This window comes from Amycolatopsis orientalis DSM 40040 = KCTC 9412 (assembly GCF_000478275.1).
Classification (GTDB): Bacteria; Actinomycetota; Actinomycetes; order Mycobacteriales; family Pseudonocardiaceae; genus Amycolatopsis; species Amycolatopsis orientalis.
The window spans coordinates 1-16,802 of sequence record NZ_ASJB01000004.1 but is presented as its reverse complement, the minus strand read 5'-3'; the positions used below and the strand labels follow the sequence as shown (position 1 = coordinate 16,802).

14 protein-coding genes are annotated in these 16,802 nt (G+C 70.1%); 8 read left to right on the top strand and 6 right to left on the bottom strand.

Annotation, left to right across the window (positions count from 1 at the left end):
* Positions 1-76: 76 nt before the first annotated feature.
* Positions 77-1,294 carry a family 8 glycosyl hydrolase gene (locus L324_RS00600; RefSeq protein WP_037303293.1) on the bottom strand — a complete coding sequence of 406 codons (1,218 nt, stop codon included), beginning with the start codon at positions 1,292-1,294 and terminating at the stop codon, positions 77-79.
* A 141-nt stretch (positions 1,295-1,435) separates the two neighbouring features.
* Here L324_RS00600 and L324_RS00595 point away from each other — a divergent pair, with 141 nt between their 5' ends.
* On the top strand, positions 1,436-1,837 hold the full coding sequence (locus tag L324_RS00595) for a PPOX class F420-dependent oxidoreductase (protein WP_037303292.1): 402 nt from the start codon (positions 1,436-1,438) through the stop codon (positions 1,835-1,837).
* Positions 1,838-1,931: 94 nt separating this feature from the next.
* The gene (locus tag L324_RS00590) at positions 1,932-3,332 is read left to right on the top strand and encodes a glycoside hydrolase family 28 protein (RefSeq protein ID WP_037303291.1); all 1,401 of its coding nucleotides are present in this window, start codon (positions 1,932-1,934) and stop codon (positions 3,330-3,332) included.
* Positions 3,333-3,338: 6 nt separating this feature from the next.
* Here the strand turns inward: L324_RS00590 and L324_RS00585 are convergent, their stop codons facing one another.
* The 3 genes from L324_RS00585 to L324_RS00575 form a co-directional block, all read right to left on the bottom strand.
* Positions 3,339-4,544, bottom strand: coding sequence for a GTPase (locus tag L324_RS00585; RefSeq protein WP_037303290.1), 1,206 nt, complete (start codon positions 4,542-4,544; stop codon positions 3,339-3,341).
* Entirely contained in the window at positions 4,541-6,307 is a 1,767-nt protein-coding gene (locus tag L324_RS00580) for a dynamin family protein (protein ID WP_037303289.1), read from the bottom strand. Before L324_RS00580 ends, L324_RS00585 begins: the two co-directional genes overlap by 4 nt.
* Before the next feature lie 125 nt (positions 6,308-6,432).
* Entirely contained in the window at positions 6,433-7,527 is a 1,095-nt protein-coding gene (locus L324_RS00575) for an IniB N-terminal domain-containing protein (RefSeq protein WP_037303288.1), read from the bottom strand.
* Positions 7,528-7,823: 296 nt separating this feature from the next.
* Between L324_RS00575 and L324_RS00570 the strand changes: the two genes are divergently transcribed.
* Together L324_RS00570 and L324_RS00565 are read left to right on the top strand one after the other, a co-directional pair.
* Positions 7,824-8,966, top strand: coding sequence for an Hsp70 family protein (locus L324_RS00570; RefSeq protein WP_037303286.1), 1,143 nt, complete (start codon positions 7,824-7,826; stop codon positions 8,964-8,966).
* Complete coding sequence (locus L324_RS00565) at positions 8,963-11,314, top strand: helix-turn-helix transcriptional regulator (RefSeq protein WP_037303284.1); 2,352 nt, start codon at positions 8,963-8,965, stop codon at positions 11,312-11,314. Before L324_RS00570 ends, L324_RS00565 begins: the two co-directional genes overlap by 4 nt.
* 91 nt (positions 11,315-11,405) lie before the next feature.
* Here the strand turns inward: L324_RS00565 and L324_RS00560 are convergent, their stop codons facing one another.
* Complete coding sequence (locus L324_RS00560; protein ID WP_051173546.1) at positions 11,406-12,611, bottom strand: hypothetical protein; 1,206 nt, start codon at positions 12,609-12,611, stop codon at positions 11,406-11,408.
* A gap of 85 nt (positions 12,612-12,696) precedes the next feature.
* On the opposite strand from L324_RS00560, the gene L324_RS00555 reads away from it, so the two are divergent.
* The gene (locus L324_RS00555) at positions 12,697-14,106 is read left to right on the top strand and encodes a M20/M25/M40 family metallo-hydrolase (RefSeq protein ID WP_037303283.1); all 1,410 of its coding nucleotides are present in this window, start codon (positions 12,697-12,699) and stop codon (positions 14,104-14,106) included.
* A 7-nt stretch (positions 14,107-14,113) separates the two neighbouring features.
* Entirely contained in the window at positions 14,114-14,704 is a 591-nt protein-coding gene (locus L324_RS00550; RefSeq protein ID WP_037303282.1) for a maleylpyruvate isomerase mycothiol-dependent enzyme family protein, read from the top strand.
* A gap of 55 nt (positions 14,705-14,759) precedes the next feature.
* On the opposite strand, the gene L324_RS00545 is transcribed toward L324_RS00550, so the two are convergent.
* Positions 14,760-15,473: a class I SAM-dependent methyltransferase gene (locus L324_RS00545; RefSeq protein WP_037303281.1), complete on the bottom strand. Its 714-nt coding sequence runs from the start codon at positions 15,471-15,473 to the stop codon at positions 14,760-14,762.
* Positions 15,474-15,649: 176 nt separating this feature from the next.
* Between L324_RS00545 and L324_RS00540 the strand changes: the two genes are divergently transcribed.
* Positions 15,650-15,904 carry a hypothetical protein gene (locus tag L324_RS00540; protein ID WP_016331969.1) on the top strand — a complete coding sequence of 85 codons (255 nt, stop codon included), beginning with the start codon at positions 15,650-15,652 and terminating at the stop codon, positions 15,902-15,904.
* A gap of 45 nt (positions 15,905-15,949) precedes the next feature.
* Positions 15,950-16,744: an LmeA family phospholipid-binding protein gene (locus L324_RS00535; protein WP_037303278.1), complete on the top strand. Its 795-nt coding sequence runs from the start codon at positions 15,950-15,952 to the stop codon at positions 16,742-16,744.
* The last annotated feature ends 58 nt before the right edge of the window (positions 16,745-16,802 follow it).

The following is a 16,802-nucleotide window of genomic DNA, read 5'->3' as shown; positions in this document are numbered from 1 at the left end:
TCCGCTGGATGTCCGTTTCGCGCGTGAAGGCCCCCTTCCCTCGACTCAGCCGAGGGAAGGGGGCCTTCACGCGCGATCAGACGGCGATGTAGTTACCCGAGAGGATCAACAGGACCTGCACGGTGATGCCGGTGCCGTAGTAGTCCTTGGCGTTCGGCGACCACGTCGTGATCGAGGTCCACAGCTTGTCGAGCCATGCCTGGCTGCCCGGGTCGTTCATCGCCGCGATGGCGAACGACGCGGTGAAGCAGGGATGCTGGCCGGATTCGCCCGAGATCTTGGCACCCGACAGCGTGTAGCCGGTGGTGATCTTGGTGGGGTCGCCGCCGGTGTTCTGCTGGATCCAGGTGTTCATCTTCCGCACCTGGCCCTGCGCCGGGCTGCCCGCCACGGTGACGCCGTCGACGCCGAGCCGCCACGGGTCACGACAGGCGTTGTAGCTGTACTTGTCGTCCTTGCCCTCGAGGAAGTTGTAAGGGGCGGGCTTCGGCGTGGAGTTGGTGTTGACGACGAAGTCCGGGATCAGCCCGGTCTTCGGCGCGTACTGCTGCTGCAGCTGGCTGACGGCCTGCTCCTGCCGGGTCCGGACCTGACCCCAGAAGGAGTCCCCGGTGACCTTCTCGAACGCGCGGAGGTGACCCGGCATCCAGTCGGAGGAACGCGAGCTGTTGATGTACTTGCCCTCGTCCGCCCAGTCGGCCAGCCGCATGAACTTGGTGGTGGGGTGTACTTCGCTGCGCTTGATGGCCTTGATGATCCGCAGCGCCTCGGCCTTGTAGTTCACCGAGCCGCCGCTGCCCCAGACCTTGTCGGCGATGAGCAGGCCGTAGGCGATTTCGAGGTCGCCGTCCGTCGCCGAGTCGGTACCGTTGACGCTCTTGCAGCTCTCGTCCTGTTCGGCGGCGTGCAGATCCTTGTCGATCGACGAAGGATGCGCCTTCACGAACTTCAGGATGCCGTCGAAGACGGTGCGGGCCTGCGGGTCCTTGTCCCCCATCATCGCCGCGATGGTCATCCCGTAGCCCTGGCCCTCGGCGACGAAGGCGTGGTCGGCGTCGGGTGCCTTCACCGCGTACGTGCCGGTCCCGCATTTGGTGGTGAGGAAGTTCTTCTTCCAGTAGTCGTAGTACTTGGCGAGGGCCGCGTCCTGCGCCGCCTGGGACACCGACGGGCGGAGCACGCCGGGAAGATAAGGGGTTCCCTGAGTGGTGGCCGCGGTGGCGGGGGCGGTCGTGGCGACCAGCCCGGCGGTCAGCGCGGCCGCGGCCAGCACTGTCCGAACGGTCTTTCTCATTGCTCCTCCGGAAACATCGTTGGTGGCGGCGGCGCTTTCCGAGCGTGACATCCGGATCGGGCAAAGACAAGAGCGTTAAGAAAGTTTCCTTACTATTACCTCAGATGTCGCTTGCGTGAACGGTGTCCTAGCGTGAGCACCATGACGATCGACCTGAGCACGCGCGGCGAGACCTTCCGGGACTTCTGGACCGAGCGACATCTCGCCACCCTGACCACCGTCCGCCCCGACGGGACCCCGCATGTGGTCGCCGTGGGGGTCACAGTGGACTTCGAGGCCGGGATCGCCCGCGTGATCACCTTCCGCTCGTCCAAGAAGGCGCGGATGATCAAGGAAGCGGGCGAAAAGGGCGTACCGGTCGCCGCCTGCCAGCTGGACGGACCCCGATGGTCCACTTTGGAGGGACGCGCGGTGCTGCGCGAAGACCCGGAGTCGGTGCGCGACGCCGAAAACCGGTACGCCGCGCGCTACCGGCAACCCAAGCCCAACCCGGCACGCGTGGTCATCGAGATCACCGTGACCCGCGTCCTGGGCAACGCCTGACCGGACCGTTCAGCCGCTGAGCGGGACATTTGTTGACCGCCGACGTGTCACATCACATCCTGTACATGATGTATGACACGGCGGAGGAGAGACCATGGCTGGTTCACGGCGGGACTTCCTGAAGACGGCCGGACTGACGGGCGGGCTCCTCGCCGCCGGCGCGGCCCTGGCTCCGGCGGCCGTTTCGGCGGAGCCTCTCGCGGACCCGTGGGACCGGGTCCGCGAGATCCTGGCCCGGATCGTCCCGCCGCGCTTCCCGGACCGGACCTTCGACCTCCGCTCGTTCGGCGCCGTGGGCGACGACAAGAAGGACAACACGAAGGCGTTCGCCTCCGCCATCTCGGCCTGTACCGCGGCGGGCGGCGGACGCGTGCTGGTCACCGGCGGCACGTACCGCACCGGCGCGATCCACCTCCGGTCCAATGTGGACCTGCATGTCACGGCCGGGTCGACGATCAAGTTCTCCGCCAGCGCTTCGGCTTTTCCCGCGGTGTACACCCGGTGGCAGGGCATCGAATGCGTCAACTACTCCCCCTTCGTCTACGCCCGCGGGCAGACGAACCTGGCGCTGACCGGCGCGGGCACGATCGACGGGAACGCGCAGGCGGGTCCGTGGTTCGACTACGACGGCCGTCGCGGGCCGGACTGGGACCGGCTCCAGCAGATGGCCGTCGACGGCGTCCCGGTGGAAAAGCGGAGGTTCGGAGACGGGCATTACCTCAAGCCGAACATGATCCAGTTCTACGACTGCCGGAACATCCTGGTCGAAGGCCTGTCACTGCGGAACCCGGCGATGTGGACGGTGCATCCGGTGCTGTCGGAGAACGTCACGGTCCGCGACGTCAAGATCCACAGCCGGGGCGCGATGGTCGACGGCGTCGACCCCGAGAGCTGCGCGGACGTGCACATCCACCACTGTTCCTTCGACACCGGCGACGACGGCACGGTGATCAAGTCCGGCCGGGACACCGACGGGCGCCGGGTCGGGGTCCCGAGCGAGCGCATCGTCATCGAGGACAACGACTACCACGGCCGCTGGGGCGCGATCACCATCGGCAGCGAGATGTCCGGCGGGGTGCGCGATGTTTTCGCGCAGCGCAACCGGATCCACCAGGGTTCGTCCTACAAAGCCTTCTACGGCCTGTACCTCAAGACGAACAAACGTCGTGGCGGGGTGATCGAGAACATCCACGTGCGCGATCTGAGCGGCGGCCCGGTCGACCGCGGCGCGATCTTCGTCGACATGAACTACAGCCTGACCGGGCCGGGGTTCGGGGACATCGTGCATCCGGTGATCCGGAACATCGACGCCCGCGACATCCGGCTGGACGACTCGCCCTTCGCGCTGAAGATCGCGGGTTCGCCGGAGAGCCCGCTCACCGGGTTCCGGCTCGCCGATTCGGCCTTCACGAACATCGACACCCCGAAACCGCAGATCAGCAACGCGAAGAACGTCGTGATCAGCAACGTGAAGGTGAACGGGAAACCGCTCTGACCCGCTCTAGGCGACGAACAAGGTGAGCAGCCCTTCCACCGAACGCACGATCACCCGCGCGGCGGCGCGTTCGGCGTGCGCGGCGTCCGGCCGTTCCGCCTCCTGCCGCCAGCGGACGAGCGCGCCCTCGGCGCTCTCGTGAATCTCTGCCGGGTCCGCGTCGGGTTCGAGGCCGAGCCGTTCGGTGGGCGCGAGTCCCTGCGCGCCGAGCAGCCGCGCCGCCTCCTCGGCGGTTTCCCCGGACAACGCCGTGCGGCCGCCCCGGATGTCGGCGATGAGCCGCAGTTCCCGGAAGTCGTGCGCGGCCGCGGCGAACCGCTCCACGCGGGCGGCCAGCCGGTCGCCGTGCGGACGCGGTTCGGCGGCCAGCAGGCTTTCCAGGCGCAGCACCGCCGTGCGTGCCTTCAGCGCTTCGGCCCTGGCCACGAAGCATCCGGCGAGCGTGTCCCGCAGGTCGCCGAGACCGCTGCGGTGCACGAGTTCCGCCGAGAGTTTCAGCCTGCTCTCGCAGCCGGTGCGGATCAGCGTGATCGCCAGCCGGACGCCGTAGAGGCCGAACCGTGTCACCAGGTGTTTCCGTGACTCCGGCGGGATCCGCACCGGGAACGGATCGTCCACAAAGGAATCCACGGACAGGAGGTAGCGCTCCAGATCCTGACGGGAGACCGACGCGAGAGCACGCAGGACCTCGAACTCGTCGTCACGGAGTGCTCGCCCGGCGTACCCGAGTTGCCCGGCGACCGCGATGACCCCCTGGAATCCCGCGCACCGCGGGTCTTCACGCCAAGCCCGCCGCGCCAGTTGTTTCGCGGTGAGCAGGGCGTCGATCCGGCCCGCGCCGACCTCGTCGGCCCGGCCGAGCACCAGCACCGAGTTCACCGCGCTCTGCCGCGCGAACGCCGAACCGCCCGCCTGCCGGGCACCCGCGAGTTCGTCGGGTTCGAGGTGACGCACCAGGCGCACCGTCGCGTCGACGTGTTCCGCCAGCGCCGGAGTGTCGAACAGCTCGAGTTCCCGCAGTGCCCGGGTCGGCCATTCGGCCAGCGCGGAGACCAAAGTGGACTTCCCGGTCCCCGGGGTGCCGACGAAGCCGACCCGCAGCGGTTCTTCCAGTCGCTCCAGGCATTCCTGCAGCATCGCGACCGCGTGCGGACGGTCCCGGTAGAGCGACGCGGCGTCGGTCAGCAGTTCACGGACATCCAGGGCCGTCACGCGGAGAGCTCCCGGCGCGGCGCCAGGCCGCTGCCGAGCGCCCCGGCCTTCCGGTGCAGCGCGGCCAGCCGGTCGATCTCCTTCTTGACCCGCTGCGTGCGCCGCTCCCGTTCCGCGGATCCGGCGACGATCAGTTCCCGCTGGCGCGTCAGCTCTTCCGCGAGTTCGTCCGACAGCGCGGCGAAATGATCGCGCAGCCGCCGCTGGACCTGCCGGATCTCGTCCTTGATCTCCTTGCTGAACCGGATGAACACGTCGTCGACATGGCGCTGCGCGGCGGCTTTCGCCAAGGCCTGCCGCCGCTGCAACCGCATCCCGCCTTCGTCGCGCACGCTCTTGGTGGCGAACGCGACACCGGCGCCGAGCGACACCGGGTTTATGAGCGGCAGCCCGGCGAGACTCGTGACCAGGCCGAACATCAGGACACCGCCGTAGGAACCGCGCAATCCGGTGAAGAGTTTCTGGCCGATCTTGAACCGTTCGATCTTGGGGGTGCCGACTTCGGGGATCGAGTCCACCCCGGAACCGGTCAGCGGCAGCTCCGGCGCCTGGCCGTACCGCTGCCCGAAGATGGTGGCGACCGCGTGCGCGATCCAGGTCGACCGGTCGGACACCCAGTTGTAGTTCGTCTCGACGGCCTCGGCGAGGTTGTCTTCGAGCCAGGTCTGGAAATCCGGCCAGATCTGCACCGGATCGCCCTCGTCGAAGGTGCGGTCGATATGCCGCACGATCACCCGGGTCCGCTCACGCAGGTCGTATTCGGCGTCGGAGACCAGATCCGTGATCTCGTCCGACAACAGGTTCTGCCAGCGGACGTTCTGGCGCCGCAGTTCCTCGGTACGCCGTTGTGCCTGGTGCAGCAGGGTGACCTGGTCGATCCCGCTGTCCTGCGAGACGGCGTTGAGCCGCGTCTGGAGCGTCTCGACCAGCTCGACCGCCGCCGCGCGGACACTCACCGCGGCGGCCAGCGCCCGGGTGCGTTCGATTGGGCGCGCGGCCTGTTCCCCCACCCAGTTCAGGAGTTCCGGGAAACCGGATCGTCCATTGAGGTCGACGTCACCGGCCTTCGCGGCGGCCTGGCGCACCGTCGCGGAGACCGGGAAGACATCGGCGACGACACCGGTCTCCGAAAGCGCGGCCCGGTTGCGGGCGGCGAGTTCCCGCCAGTCCGGGCTGACGTCGATCTTGGTCAGCGCCAGCACCAGGGCCGGGCACCAGGTCCGGATGTGCCGGGCCAGCGCGAGTTCGGCGGGCTGGAGTTCCTGCGTCGCGTCGGAGACGAGGATCACCGCGTGCGCGTCGGCGAGGACGTCGAGGGTGGCCGCCGTCCGGGGCGACCGGGGATCCCCGATCGCCGGGGTGTCCACCAGGACGAGACCCGTGCCGAGCAGTTCGCGCGGCAGGCCGACCTCGACCCGGCGCAGCGAACCGGGCGGGCGGACCTCGAGTTCCTTGGCCAGATCGCCGACCGGCACGCGTTCACGGGCGTGCCCGACCAGCGTCGCGGCGGCATCGTGGGCGTACCCGATCTCGGTGGGGACGGCGGGCGTACTCGCGTCGCCGACCGCGCACACCGGGGCGTTCAGCAACGCGTTGAGCAGGTAGCCCTTGCCCTGCTTGGGAAAACCGACCACCGCGATCCGGGTGCCAGGCGCCTGCTGGTCACGTCTGCGCCGGAGTCGTTCGGCCAGGTCGGCGCGACCGTGGACGACACAGGCGTCCAAGGTCTCGTTGAGCACGTCGAGCCAGGCGGGGGCTGTCACGGGGATGCAGTGTTCCCTTAACCAAGCGCGGAATCAATGTGGCATGGGCCAACATGCGGCGGAGGCCCCGCGACCTGGTGTGGTCGCGGGGCCGTTCACCCGGTGAGATATGAAGGATATTCAGCTCAGCCGATGTGGATGTCGTTGCCCGAGGCGATGTCGCCCGCACCGATGTTGATGTCGCCGACGTGGCCGATGTTGTTGGCCACCCCGGAAACGACGTCGTGCACGTCGTTGACGCCCGCGTGGTTCGCGACGTCGTTCACGACGTTGTCGGTCACGTCCGTCGCGACGTTGTCGGTCACGTCGTTCGCGATGCCGTTGCCGTTGCCGATGTCGTGCGCCTTGCCCGCGATGTCGTGCACCTTGGTGGTGACGTCGGCGACGTCGACGTGACCGATGGCGCTGGTCAGGTCGCCCACCTCGGACAGGAAGTTCGGGGCACCGCCCGCGACACCGTCGGCGCGCGGCAGGTCGCTGGTCAGGTCGCCGACGGCCGGGACCGAGTCGACGGCCGGGACTCCCGCGGCGTCCACGGCCGGGACGTCGTGGACGAGGCCGGTCGCGGTGTCGACGGCGCCGTTGGCGATGCCACCGGCCTGGCCGAGCGACGCGGAGTCGAGGCCACGCGAAAGGTCGTCGGTCAGGCCGAAGCTGCCGACGGTGTTCTGCGCGAGGGCGGTCACGCCGGCGGCGGCGTTCGACACGTCGGTCACGTCGGAGACGGCCGGGACACCCGGCAGGCCCGGCAGGCCCGGCAGGCCCGGAACGTCGACGGGCAGCTCGCCCGGCAGACCCGGCAGGCCCGGGACGTCGACGGGCAGCTCGCCCGGCAGGTCACCGAGGCTCGGCACGGCGGGCAGGGCGCCGACGGCGGGGACGTCGACCGGGAGGCCGGCGGTCAGCGCGGTGAGCTGGTCGATCGCGCCCTGGACACCGTCGGCGCACTCGCCGTCGGTGCCGTTGACGACGTTCGCGACGCCGCCGAAGCCCGCCAGGTTGTCGGCGGTGGAGGCGGCGGTGCCCGTGACACCGGTGGCGGCGTCGACCGGGACGAAGTCGAGGACCAGCGGGACGACCTCGTGCACGTCGGCGGCGTTGATGTCACCGAGGCCGGCGTCGGCCAGCACCTGCTGCGGGTCATTGGCGAACGCCGCGCGGGCCGCGGTGTCGTTCAGCAGGTTCAGCGTGAAGTCGTGCAGGGTCTGGACGGAACCCATGAAAGGACTCTCCTGTGGGGTCTAGGTCGATGGAGCGAGCGCAGCGCCCGGAGGGCACGGCTCATCGCAGGTCACCGAAGCTAGTGAGGGGGTGCCTCCCCGCACATCGGGGATCACTCCCGGTCGTCGCTCACTCAGCCAATAGGGGATCGGTATGACATCGTTAGGGCGTTAGGGGCTTAACCGAGACGCACCCTGTTGGGTTTAATGCCAGCTCTCACCCATAAGGGTCAAGCCGTACGGGTGAACGGCCCTAAGTGGTCCTTAGGGGCTGGTCAAGCGAAGGAGGATGCTCGTTGCCCTACGTCCTCGGCATCGATATCGCCTCGACCCGCACCACCGCCGCCACCTGCGCCGACCAGGGCGAAGGCTGGGGCATGCCGGAGCCGTTGTGGCTCGGCGCGCACGGTCCGGCGGCGGCGTCCGCGGTGTTCCTCGACGACGACGGCTACCTGCTCACCGGTGACGCGGCCCTCGACGCGGGCCGGTCCGCGCCCGCCCGGCTGCTGACCGGGTTCCACGAACGGGTCGGCGACGACGTCCCGGTCATCGTCGGCGGCGAACGCTTCCCGGCCGAATCCCTCAGCGCCGTCCTCGTGGACGCCGCGGTGGATCAGGCGGCCGAACGGTTCGGCGAGAAACCGCGGCATCTCGTGCTCACCCATCCCGGGGGCTGGGGCTCGTTCCGCCGCGAGCTGCTGCGCCGGGCACTGGCCGAAGCCGGATTCCCTCGCGCCGCGCTGGTCGCCGCGCCCATCGCCGCCCTGCACGCGTACCTCGCCCCCCAGGGCGGCGTCACCGCCGGTGTCTGCGAATTCGGCCCGGACGGCGCGGTGGTCACGATCGCCGCCGCCGGGATCAGCGGCTGGCAGCCGGTCAAATCGGTCGAAGGCGTCGACCCCGGTGAGGCGGTCGGCAAGGTCTTCGAACTCGCGCACGGCGCCGGGGTCCAGCCGCAGGCGCTGGCGGGGATCGTGCTCACCGGCGACGCTCCCCCGATGCCAGGCCGGACGCCGTGCCCCCTCTTCGCTTCGAGCGACCCCGTGCTCACGATCGCGACCGGCGCGGCCAACATCGCCGCACGACGTGACATTCCTCAACCCGGTGGCCCGCGATCCGACGCCGTCGCGACCGTGGAAACCACCCTGTTGCCCCGGGTCGACGCGCCGGAAGAGCTCACCGAACGGCCCGAACGGCCGCCGGTGGACATCACCCCGTTCCCCTTGCCAGAACGCACCGGGGCGGCGAAACTGCTCAGCCGACGCAAGCCCCTCGTCGCCGGAGCCGCGGTCGTGGTGCTGGCCGCGACCACCCTGCTGCTCACCCTGACCACCCGAGAAGCCACCGCGGACAAGGGCCACCAACCCCCGCCCGCCTCCAGCACCTGCGCACCGGCCGCCCCCGGCGCCGCCACGACATCCCCCGAAGGTCGCTGTTGAACGCATTGCTCGACAAGCCCGGCATCGTCCATCCGGGTGCCCGGCGTCTGCTCGACGAGGTGACCGCCGCCCCGGAGCTTCCGGTGCGGGTCACCGTCGTCGCCCCCGGCGGGCACGGGAAGACCCATCTGCTCGGCCTGCTCGGACGTCACTACGCGAGTGCCGGGGTCGAGGCCCTGCTGGTCGACGACGCCGACCAGCTCGACGACGACGAGATCGCGAAACTCCGGGGGCGGGCGGAGGAAACGACCGCGCCCGTCGTCCTGACCTGTAGAGCGACGACGCGGACCAAAGCGCTGCGCGCGCTCACCGACTCTTTCGGCAGATCGGTGTCGCTGGGCGCTTTCGGCGTCGACGAGGTCCGGCTGCTCGTCCGGCACGCCGGCGGCGACGCGGCCACGGCCGAAGCCGTCCACGCCAGAACCGGTGGTGTGCCGAGACTCGTGCTCCGCGCGGTCACCGGACAGCTCGCGGACTTCCGCGGTGAGCTGGAACAACTCGACGACGACGTGCACCGCTACCTGATCGCGGCCGAGGCCGGGGCGGGCCGGAATCTGGATCTCCTGGCGGCCCTGCTCAACCGCGACCGCGACGGTTTGGCCGAGGTCTTCGACGGTGCCAGGGCGACCGGACTGCTCGGCGAGGACGACGCGCTGCTGCCGATCGCCGCCGAAGCCGTCCGCGCGTGGGGATCCCCCGGGCGGCGGCTGACCGTGCTGCAACGGCTGGTGGAACTCCAGCTGCGCGACGGGCTTCCGGTACTGGATCTCGCCCGTTCCCTGCTGGGGACGGGAAGTTCGGGCGCGAGCGCGGCGGCGGCCTTCGAGGCGGCCGCGCGCGAGGCGATGCCCGACGACACGAAACTCGCGGCGCGGTTCTACGAAGCCGCGTCCGAGGCCGGTGGGCGCGGCGCGGCGCTCACCGTCGGCTGGGCGCACGCCGCGGCACTGGCCGGGGATCTCGACACCGCTCTCCGGCTCGGCGACGGCATGCTCGGCAGCACCTCGGATACGGACGCCAGGGCCGCGGGCGCCGAAGTGGCGGCGACCGTCCTGGCGCACCGTGGCGAACTCGCGCACAGCGCGGAGCTGTATCAGTGGTCCGGCCGGGCCGGATCGAAGGCGTTCGCCGCGATCGCCTTGACGGGCACCGGAAAACTCGAAGCCGCCCGTGGTGTGCTGGAAACCCCCGAAGTCCCGACCCTGTTCGCGGGCGCCGCCTCACGGACGGCCCGCGCGATCACCGACTCGGTCTCCGGCTGCGGCGCCGAAACGCTGTCGGCCCTGCTCGGCGCGGCGTCGATGCTGGAGTCGGCGGGCGCGCCCGCGCCGCTGCCGGACAGTCCGGCGGCCCTCGCGGCGTTGGTGGGCCTGCATTCCGGCGAACTCGCGCTGGCCGAGTCGGTGCTGAGCCGCGCGGTGAACGGGCGGATCGGCGGCGACCTGCTCGCGAAACGGCACCGGCTGCTGCTCGGCTGGGTCGCGATGACCGGGGGCGACTTCAAGACCGCCGCCGAATCCCTGATGCCGCCGGAAGGTCTCGAAGCCCGCGACGAACTCTTCGCCGCCACCCTTCAGCTGGGCTTGGCGCGACGAGCGAGCGACCTTCCCGGTCTGCAACGCTCCTGGGACCGGGCGTATCAGGCTTCGATGCGGCAGCAGCCGGACCTCTTTTCCTTGCTACCGCTGGGCGAACTCGCGATCGCGGCCGCGCGGGCAGGCGCGAGCGACAAACTGGCCGGCCAGCTGGAACGAGCACATACGGTGCTCGACGATCTCGGCAACCCTCCACTGTGGACGGCGACACTGCGCTGGCACGAGCTGCACGCCGCCATCACCGTCGAAAATCATTCCCTGGCCGAGGACCATCTGGCCGCGCTGAACGATTTCGCCTCCTGCGGGCGATATCCGGCGGCCCTCGCCGCTGCCGCGTCGGGCTGGCTCGCGGTGCTGACCGGGACCTTCGATCCCGAGCCGATCACCGCGTCGGCGGCGGAACTGCACGAACTCGGGCTCTGCTGGGACGCGTCGCGGCTGGCCGGTCAGGCGGCGATCCGGACCTCGGACCGGAAGGCGATGGTGCAGCTGCTCGAAGCGGCGCGGCAGTTCCAAGGCCGCGCCCCGGAACCGGCCGCGACCACCGGCCTGAGCGCCTTGAGCGAACGTGAGCTGGAGGTCGCCCGGCTGGTCGTCGACGGGCTGACGTACAAGCAGGCCGGGAGCAAGCTGTTCATTTCGGGCAAGACGGTGGAGCACCATATGGCCCGGATCCGGGGGAAGCTCGGTGCCGGGGACCGGCGGGAGCTGCTGGCCATGCTGCGGGACCTGCTCTCCTCCGGCGACGCCTGACCCCACCTTCCACACTCAGCAGACCAACTGCGTCTTCCTCGATGGCGCGCCCCCGCATTTAGTCGACTAAATGCGGGGCCGGAGACACCCATCACCTCGTCGCGGAATCTCGCGTCTGCAAAGCCTTCAAAGCCGCCCGGACGACCCGCCTCGAAGGATCGTCGACCATCGGCCTCACCAAATCGACCGGCACCGCGTCGAGGATCCGCAGCGCCCCGACGGCGTACGCCCGCACCTTGGCCAGCGGATGCCGCAGCAACGGATACAACAGCGGCCCGTCCTCGGCACGCCCCGATTCGGCGAGCCCCGCGATCGCGCCCATCGAAGGCCTCTCCGCCGGAGCGGCGACGATCGCCCGATACCGGGCGGCGGCGTCCACCCCGGTGCGCCGGGCGGCGTCCCGGGCGAGGGCGCGGATCAGGGTCGACCGGTCGTCCAGCAGCGCGACGATCTCGTCGAGGTGGCCGAGCCGTGAGAGCCCGGTCAGCGCGCTGATCCGGACCTCGTCGTGACGGCACGCGGCCAGTTTGCGCAGGACGTCGACGCGGCCGGTCCACACGGCGTCGCGGGCCGCGGCGTCGCCGGCGCGCGCACGGATGCTCTTGTCGATGTTCCGCAGGGCCAGCCGGACCAGGTCGTCGAGTGTGAAGTCGCCACGCCGGGTCCGCACCTCGAACAGGAACCTCTGCGCCGCGGGGCTCACCGAGCGGCTCAGTTTGCCGAGCACGTCGTCCGGAGCGTCGTAGGCGGCCGCGTACAACTGCTTCACGCCGAACTCCCCGCGCTGCCGCCGCCGGAGGTGCAGCATCGTTTCGGCCGCCACCACCAGGAACGTCGCCGTCCGCTCGTGCAGCAGGGTGATCACGCCCGCCCTGGCGAGGTCGCGGACCGGCGCGGCCCAGTCGGTCATGCGCAGCAACAGAAACGGCAACTGCTCCGGACGCGGATCCTTCAGCAGCCTTCTGACCGCCAGCTCCCGGACACGGCCGTCACCGTGCGAAGCGGCGATCACCGTCGCGAGCGGTCCCGTTTTCCCCGTCTTCAGCATGTCGGCGATTTCGTTCAAGACGCGCGGATAGTGGCGCGACGTCCAATACGCCGGGCGGCAGTAGTCGTCGATCAGGGAGACGATCGCCGGGGTCTCGGTGATCAGCGCGAAGGCGGCCGCGATTTCGGCGGCGTCGCCGGATTTGTCGACGCGGACGAGCGCCTCGGCGAGTACGTCGATGGCGAGCCCCCGGCTCTCCATCGTTTCCTGGAGCGCCTCGGCCACTGACTTCTTTTTCGCGAAGATCACCCGTCGATCCTCCCCCATCCGCCACCCGCCGCGCTCATCCTTTTCGCGGGTAGACGCCCGATCGAGGGGCGCGTAGGAACAAAGGATGGCTGAGGAGAGGTCCAGACGAGTGTTCCTGTCCACGTCCGCCGCGTTGTCGGCGGTCGCCCTCACCGGGGTCCCGGCCGGTGCCGAAGAACCGGGTGATCGCGGGCCCGGCGGAGCGGTCCGGCCGCAACGGCCCGACCCGGAACTGCGCGCGATCCTGCGGGAGATCGACGAACACCGTATCGAGGCCACGGTGCGCAGGCTCGCCGCCTTCGGGACACGGCACACGTTGTCCTCACAGACCGATCCGGTCCGCGGAATCGGCGCCGCGCGCGACTGGATCTTCGCGGAAATGGAGAAATCCGCCGCGAAGTCGGACGGCCGGATGACGGTCGAATTGCAGTCGTACCTCCAGCCGCCCGCCCCGCCGCGGATCCCGGTGGCCACCACGATCACCAACGTCGTCGCCACCCTGCGCGGATCCACCACGCCCGAACGCGTTCACGTCGTTTCGGGGCACTACGACTCGCGGTGTTCGGATCCGCTCGACGCGACCAAGGACGCGCCGGGGGCCGACGACGACGCGTCCGGGGTAGCCGTCGCGATGGAACTCGCCCGCGTGCTCGCCACGCGCCGCCCGGCCGCGACCATCGTGTTCGCCGCGGTCGCGGGCGAGGAGCAGGGCCTGTTCGGCGCGCGGCATCTGGCGACGCAGTACAAGGCGGCGGGGACGGACGTGCGGGCGATGTTCACCAACGACATCGTCGGTTCGAGCCGGGCGGACGACGGGACGCGGGATCCGCAGACGATCCGGTTGTTCGCCGAGGGCGTGCCGACGTCGGAAACCCCGGCACAGGCCGACATCCGGCGCGCGGTCGGCGGCGAGAACGATTCGCCGTCGCGCCAGCTGGCCCGGTTCGTGCGGTCGGTCGCGGAGAACGACGCGACCGGGATGTCCGTACGGGTGGTCTACCGGCGTGACCGCTACCTCCGCGGCGGCGACCACATCCCGTTCCTGGAACAGGGATATCCCGCCGCACGCTTCACCGAACCACACGAGGACTACGCGCATCAGCACCAGGACGTCCGGGTGGAGAACGGCAAGCAGTTCGGTGACCTGCCGGAGTTCTGCGACTTCCCGTTCATCGCCAGGGTCGCGCGGGTGAACGCCGCCACGCTGTGGTCGCTGGCGACCGCGCCCGGCGCCCCGGAGGACGTCCGGATCCGCACGAACCGGTTGACGAACGACACGGATCTGGTGTGGCGGCGCGGAACCGACCCGGATCTCGGCGGCTACGAGGTCGTCTGGCGGGAGACGACGGCGGCCGAATGGACCCACGTGATCGCGGTCGGTGACCGGACGGAGGCTAGGGTGGATCTGTCGAAGGACAACGTGTTCTTCGGTGTGCGCGCGGTCGGGAAGAACGGCCGCCGCGGTCCGGTGGCTTTCCCGACACCCTTGAGCTGATGCCCTGATGACAGTCACGCCCGACGATCTCGACGCGGCGATCGAGAGTGTGGTCGACGGACTTCGCCGGGCGTCGGACGGTGACTGGCCTGCCGCGCCGGGCACCGGCGAACTGAACGCCTGGCGGACGGCCGAGCACCTCGGCGACTGTCTCATCTCCTACGCCGGACTGGTGCTCGCCCGGCCGTCGACGCCGCGGTTCGTCCGCTTCGAAGCCGTCGCCGACAGCGCCGCGACGCCCTCGGAACTGCTGGAGTTCATCACCGTCGGCGGCGGCATCCTGGGCGCTGTGCTGCGGACGGCGGCCCCGGACGTCCGCGCGTACCACCCAAGCGGCCACGCCGACCTCGAAGGCTTCGCCGGAATGGGCTGTGTCGAGGCCCTGGTCCACGGCGAGGACATGGCCAGGGGACTCGGCGTCACCCTCGACCCGCCTCGCGAGGTCTGTTCCCGCGTGCTCGCGCGGATGTTCCCGGAGGTGGACACCGCCGACGTCGATTCCTGGATCGCGTTGTTGTGGGCGACGGACCGCATCGACCTGCCCGGACGGCCGTCCCGCGCGGGCTGGCAGTGGCGAGGGGCCCCGCTCGGCGACTAGCCGAGCAGCCGCCGGATACGCGGCCGCGTCGTCCCGCGCGCGAGCACCGCGCCGGTCAGCGGGATTTGAAGGCCACCACGGCGGCCTGGTCACCGTCACGCCAGGCCACGCCGATGTCGTCGAACGGCCCGGCACCCAACGCCCGCAGGTGCCAGGCGGCCGGGGGATGCCATTCGGCCGACGGCGAACCGGCGAACAGCCGGGCCCGTTCCGCGGCGGCCGGTCCGAGGGTCGGATCCTCCGCGACCTGTTCCCACCACCCGGCCCAGGAGACTTCACCGTCGTCCAGCACCACGGGACGCGTTCCGGACGCCGCGGCGTCCGGCATGTCGTCCACAGTGGCCAGCAGACCACCGGGCCGGACGAGCCCGGCGAGTTCGGCGTACAGCTCGGTCAGCCGGCCGGGCGGCAGGTAATGCAGCGCCATGACCGCCAGCACGGCGTCGTAACCGGTTCGCGGCAGCCGCTCGTGCCAGCCCGGATCACGCAGGTCCGCCCGGACCACCTCGACCGAGGACGGCAGGGCCGACGCCGCGATCGTCAGCATCACCGGGTCGAGATCGAGCAGGGTGGGCTCCGCCCGGGGCAGACGTTCGAGCAGGCGGGCACAGAGCGTGCCCGTCCCGCCTCCGACGTCCAGAACCCGCGGGGCCGGACCCGCACATCGGGTCTCGACCAGGTCGAGCAGCCGCTCGATCGCCCCCGCGCGTCCCGGCTGATACCGCGCCATGAGGCGTTCCCAGCCATCACTCCAGTGGTCGACAGTCATAATGAAGATGATAATCGATATCAAAACAGCGAGCGCTCCGTCACGAGCCGCCTCCGGGGAGTGGACAGGGTACGGCCAATCGGCGCAACCTGGCCGCTGAAACGTTTGTCATCGCGGAATCCGGGAACTTTTCAGGCATGTCCAGATGGCGAACCACCAGCAGAAGCAACACGGCCGTGCGGGTCATCACCGGTATCGGCGCGTTGTTCGCTTTCATCGAACTGCTGTACATGGTCATGGTGCTCGCAGGTGCCAACGCGGGCAACGGTTTCTTCATTTTCATCCAGGCACTGGCCCGGCCGCTGGCGTTGTTCTGGCCGGGTCTCTTCCCGGTGAGTGACCCGAATCTCGCGGTCATCCTCGACTACGGTCTGGCCGCGGCGTTCTGGGTGATCCTGGCGGGTGTCATCGCCCGTTTCGCGGCCCGCTGACCCCCTGCGGCGGCGACCGGCGTCCCGTTCGGCGACACTGGACGGATGAGCGAAGGCAGACGGTTCGATCTGAACCCCCTTCCCGAGCTGTTCGGACTGGCCGCCGCCGGACGGGCGCTGCTGCCGAACGTGCCCGTGACCCCGGCCGCGGTGCTGAAGACCGTGACCGAACAGCTGGTGGGGCGACGGCTGACGACCAAGGTGGACGGGCACGACGTCGGGCTCACCCTGACCGAACTCGACTACCAGGCCGACAGCCTCAGCCTCGCCGCGACCGGCCGGGTCGGCGACGTCCGCATCGTGGTGGAGGACGTCGACTGGCCGGAGACCCCACTGGAACGCATCACCGTGCTGGCGTCGAACGTCCGGCTCCGCTCCCTCCCCTCCCCGGCGGCCATCCCCGAGCAGGTGCGGATGGCGATCCGGGTCTCCCCGGAGGTCCTGCGGGAGCGCGTCGCCGAAGCCCGGCCGGGCATCATCGTGACCCCCGGCGACGACGGCCACTTCCATATCCGCTGGGAGAAACGCCCCCGCTGGGGCCATCTCGCTCTGGAGTCCACTGTAGAGGGTGACTCCGTCGTCCTCCGGCCGATGTCCGTCCACATCGGACGACGACGATTCGGCCCGCCCGCGCGGCTCAAGCCGATCGTGCTCCCCCTGCCGGAACTGCCGAGGGGGATCCGGCTCACCGCGGTCGAAGCACACGACGGCCACCTCGTCCTGCAGGCGCTGGCCGAGGAGTGGCCCGAGAAGCTGTCCACCATCCCGCTCGGCGACCTGGTCGGCTGGGTGATGACGGCGGTGACCACGCTGACCCTGCCGAGGCTCGGCGGCCGCTAGGTGTATTTGGCCATTAGGTTGGTTGCAGTCGGCTGGTGGGTGGTTGGCCGCCGAGTGC

Excerpts from the sequence above, each read along its gene's own strand:
- L324_RS00545 (WP_037303281.1), bottom strand. The coding sequence starts at position 15,473 with ATGACTGTCGACCACTGGAGTGATGGCTGGGAACGCCTCATGGCGCGG.
- L324_RS00600 (WP_037303293.1), bottom strand. The coding sequence starts at position 1,294 with ATGAGAAAGACCGTTCGGACAGTGCTGGCCGCGGCCGCGCTGACCGCC.
- L324_RS00550 (WP_037303282.1), top strand. The coding sequence starts at position 14,114 with ATGACAGTCACGCCCGACGATCTCGACGCGGCGATCGAGAGTGTGGTC.
- L324_RS00590 (WP_037303291.1), top strand. The coding sequence starts at position 1,932 with ATGGCTGGTTCACGGCGGGACTTCCTGAAGACGGCCGGACTGACGGGC.
- L324_RS00595 (WP_037303292.1), top strand. The coding sequence starts at position 1,436 with ATGACGATCGACCTGAGCACGCGCGGCGAGACCTTCCGGGACTTCTGG.
- L324_RS00535 (WP_037303278.1), top strand. The coding sequence starts at position 15,950 with ATGAGCGAAGGCAGACGGTTCGATCTGAACCCCCTTCCCGAGCTGTTC.
- L324_RS00575 (WP_037303288.1), bottom strand. The coding sequence starts at position 7,527 with ATGGGTTCCGTCCAGACCCTGCACGACTTCACGCTGAACCTGCTGAAC.
- L324_RS00555 (WP_037303283.1), top strand. The coding sequence starts at position 12,697 with ATGGCTGAGGAGAGGTCCAGACGAGTGTTCCTGTCCACGTCCGCCGCG.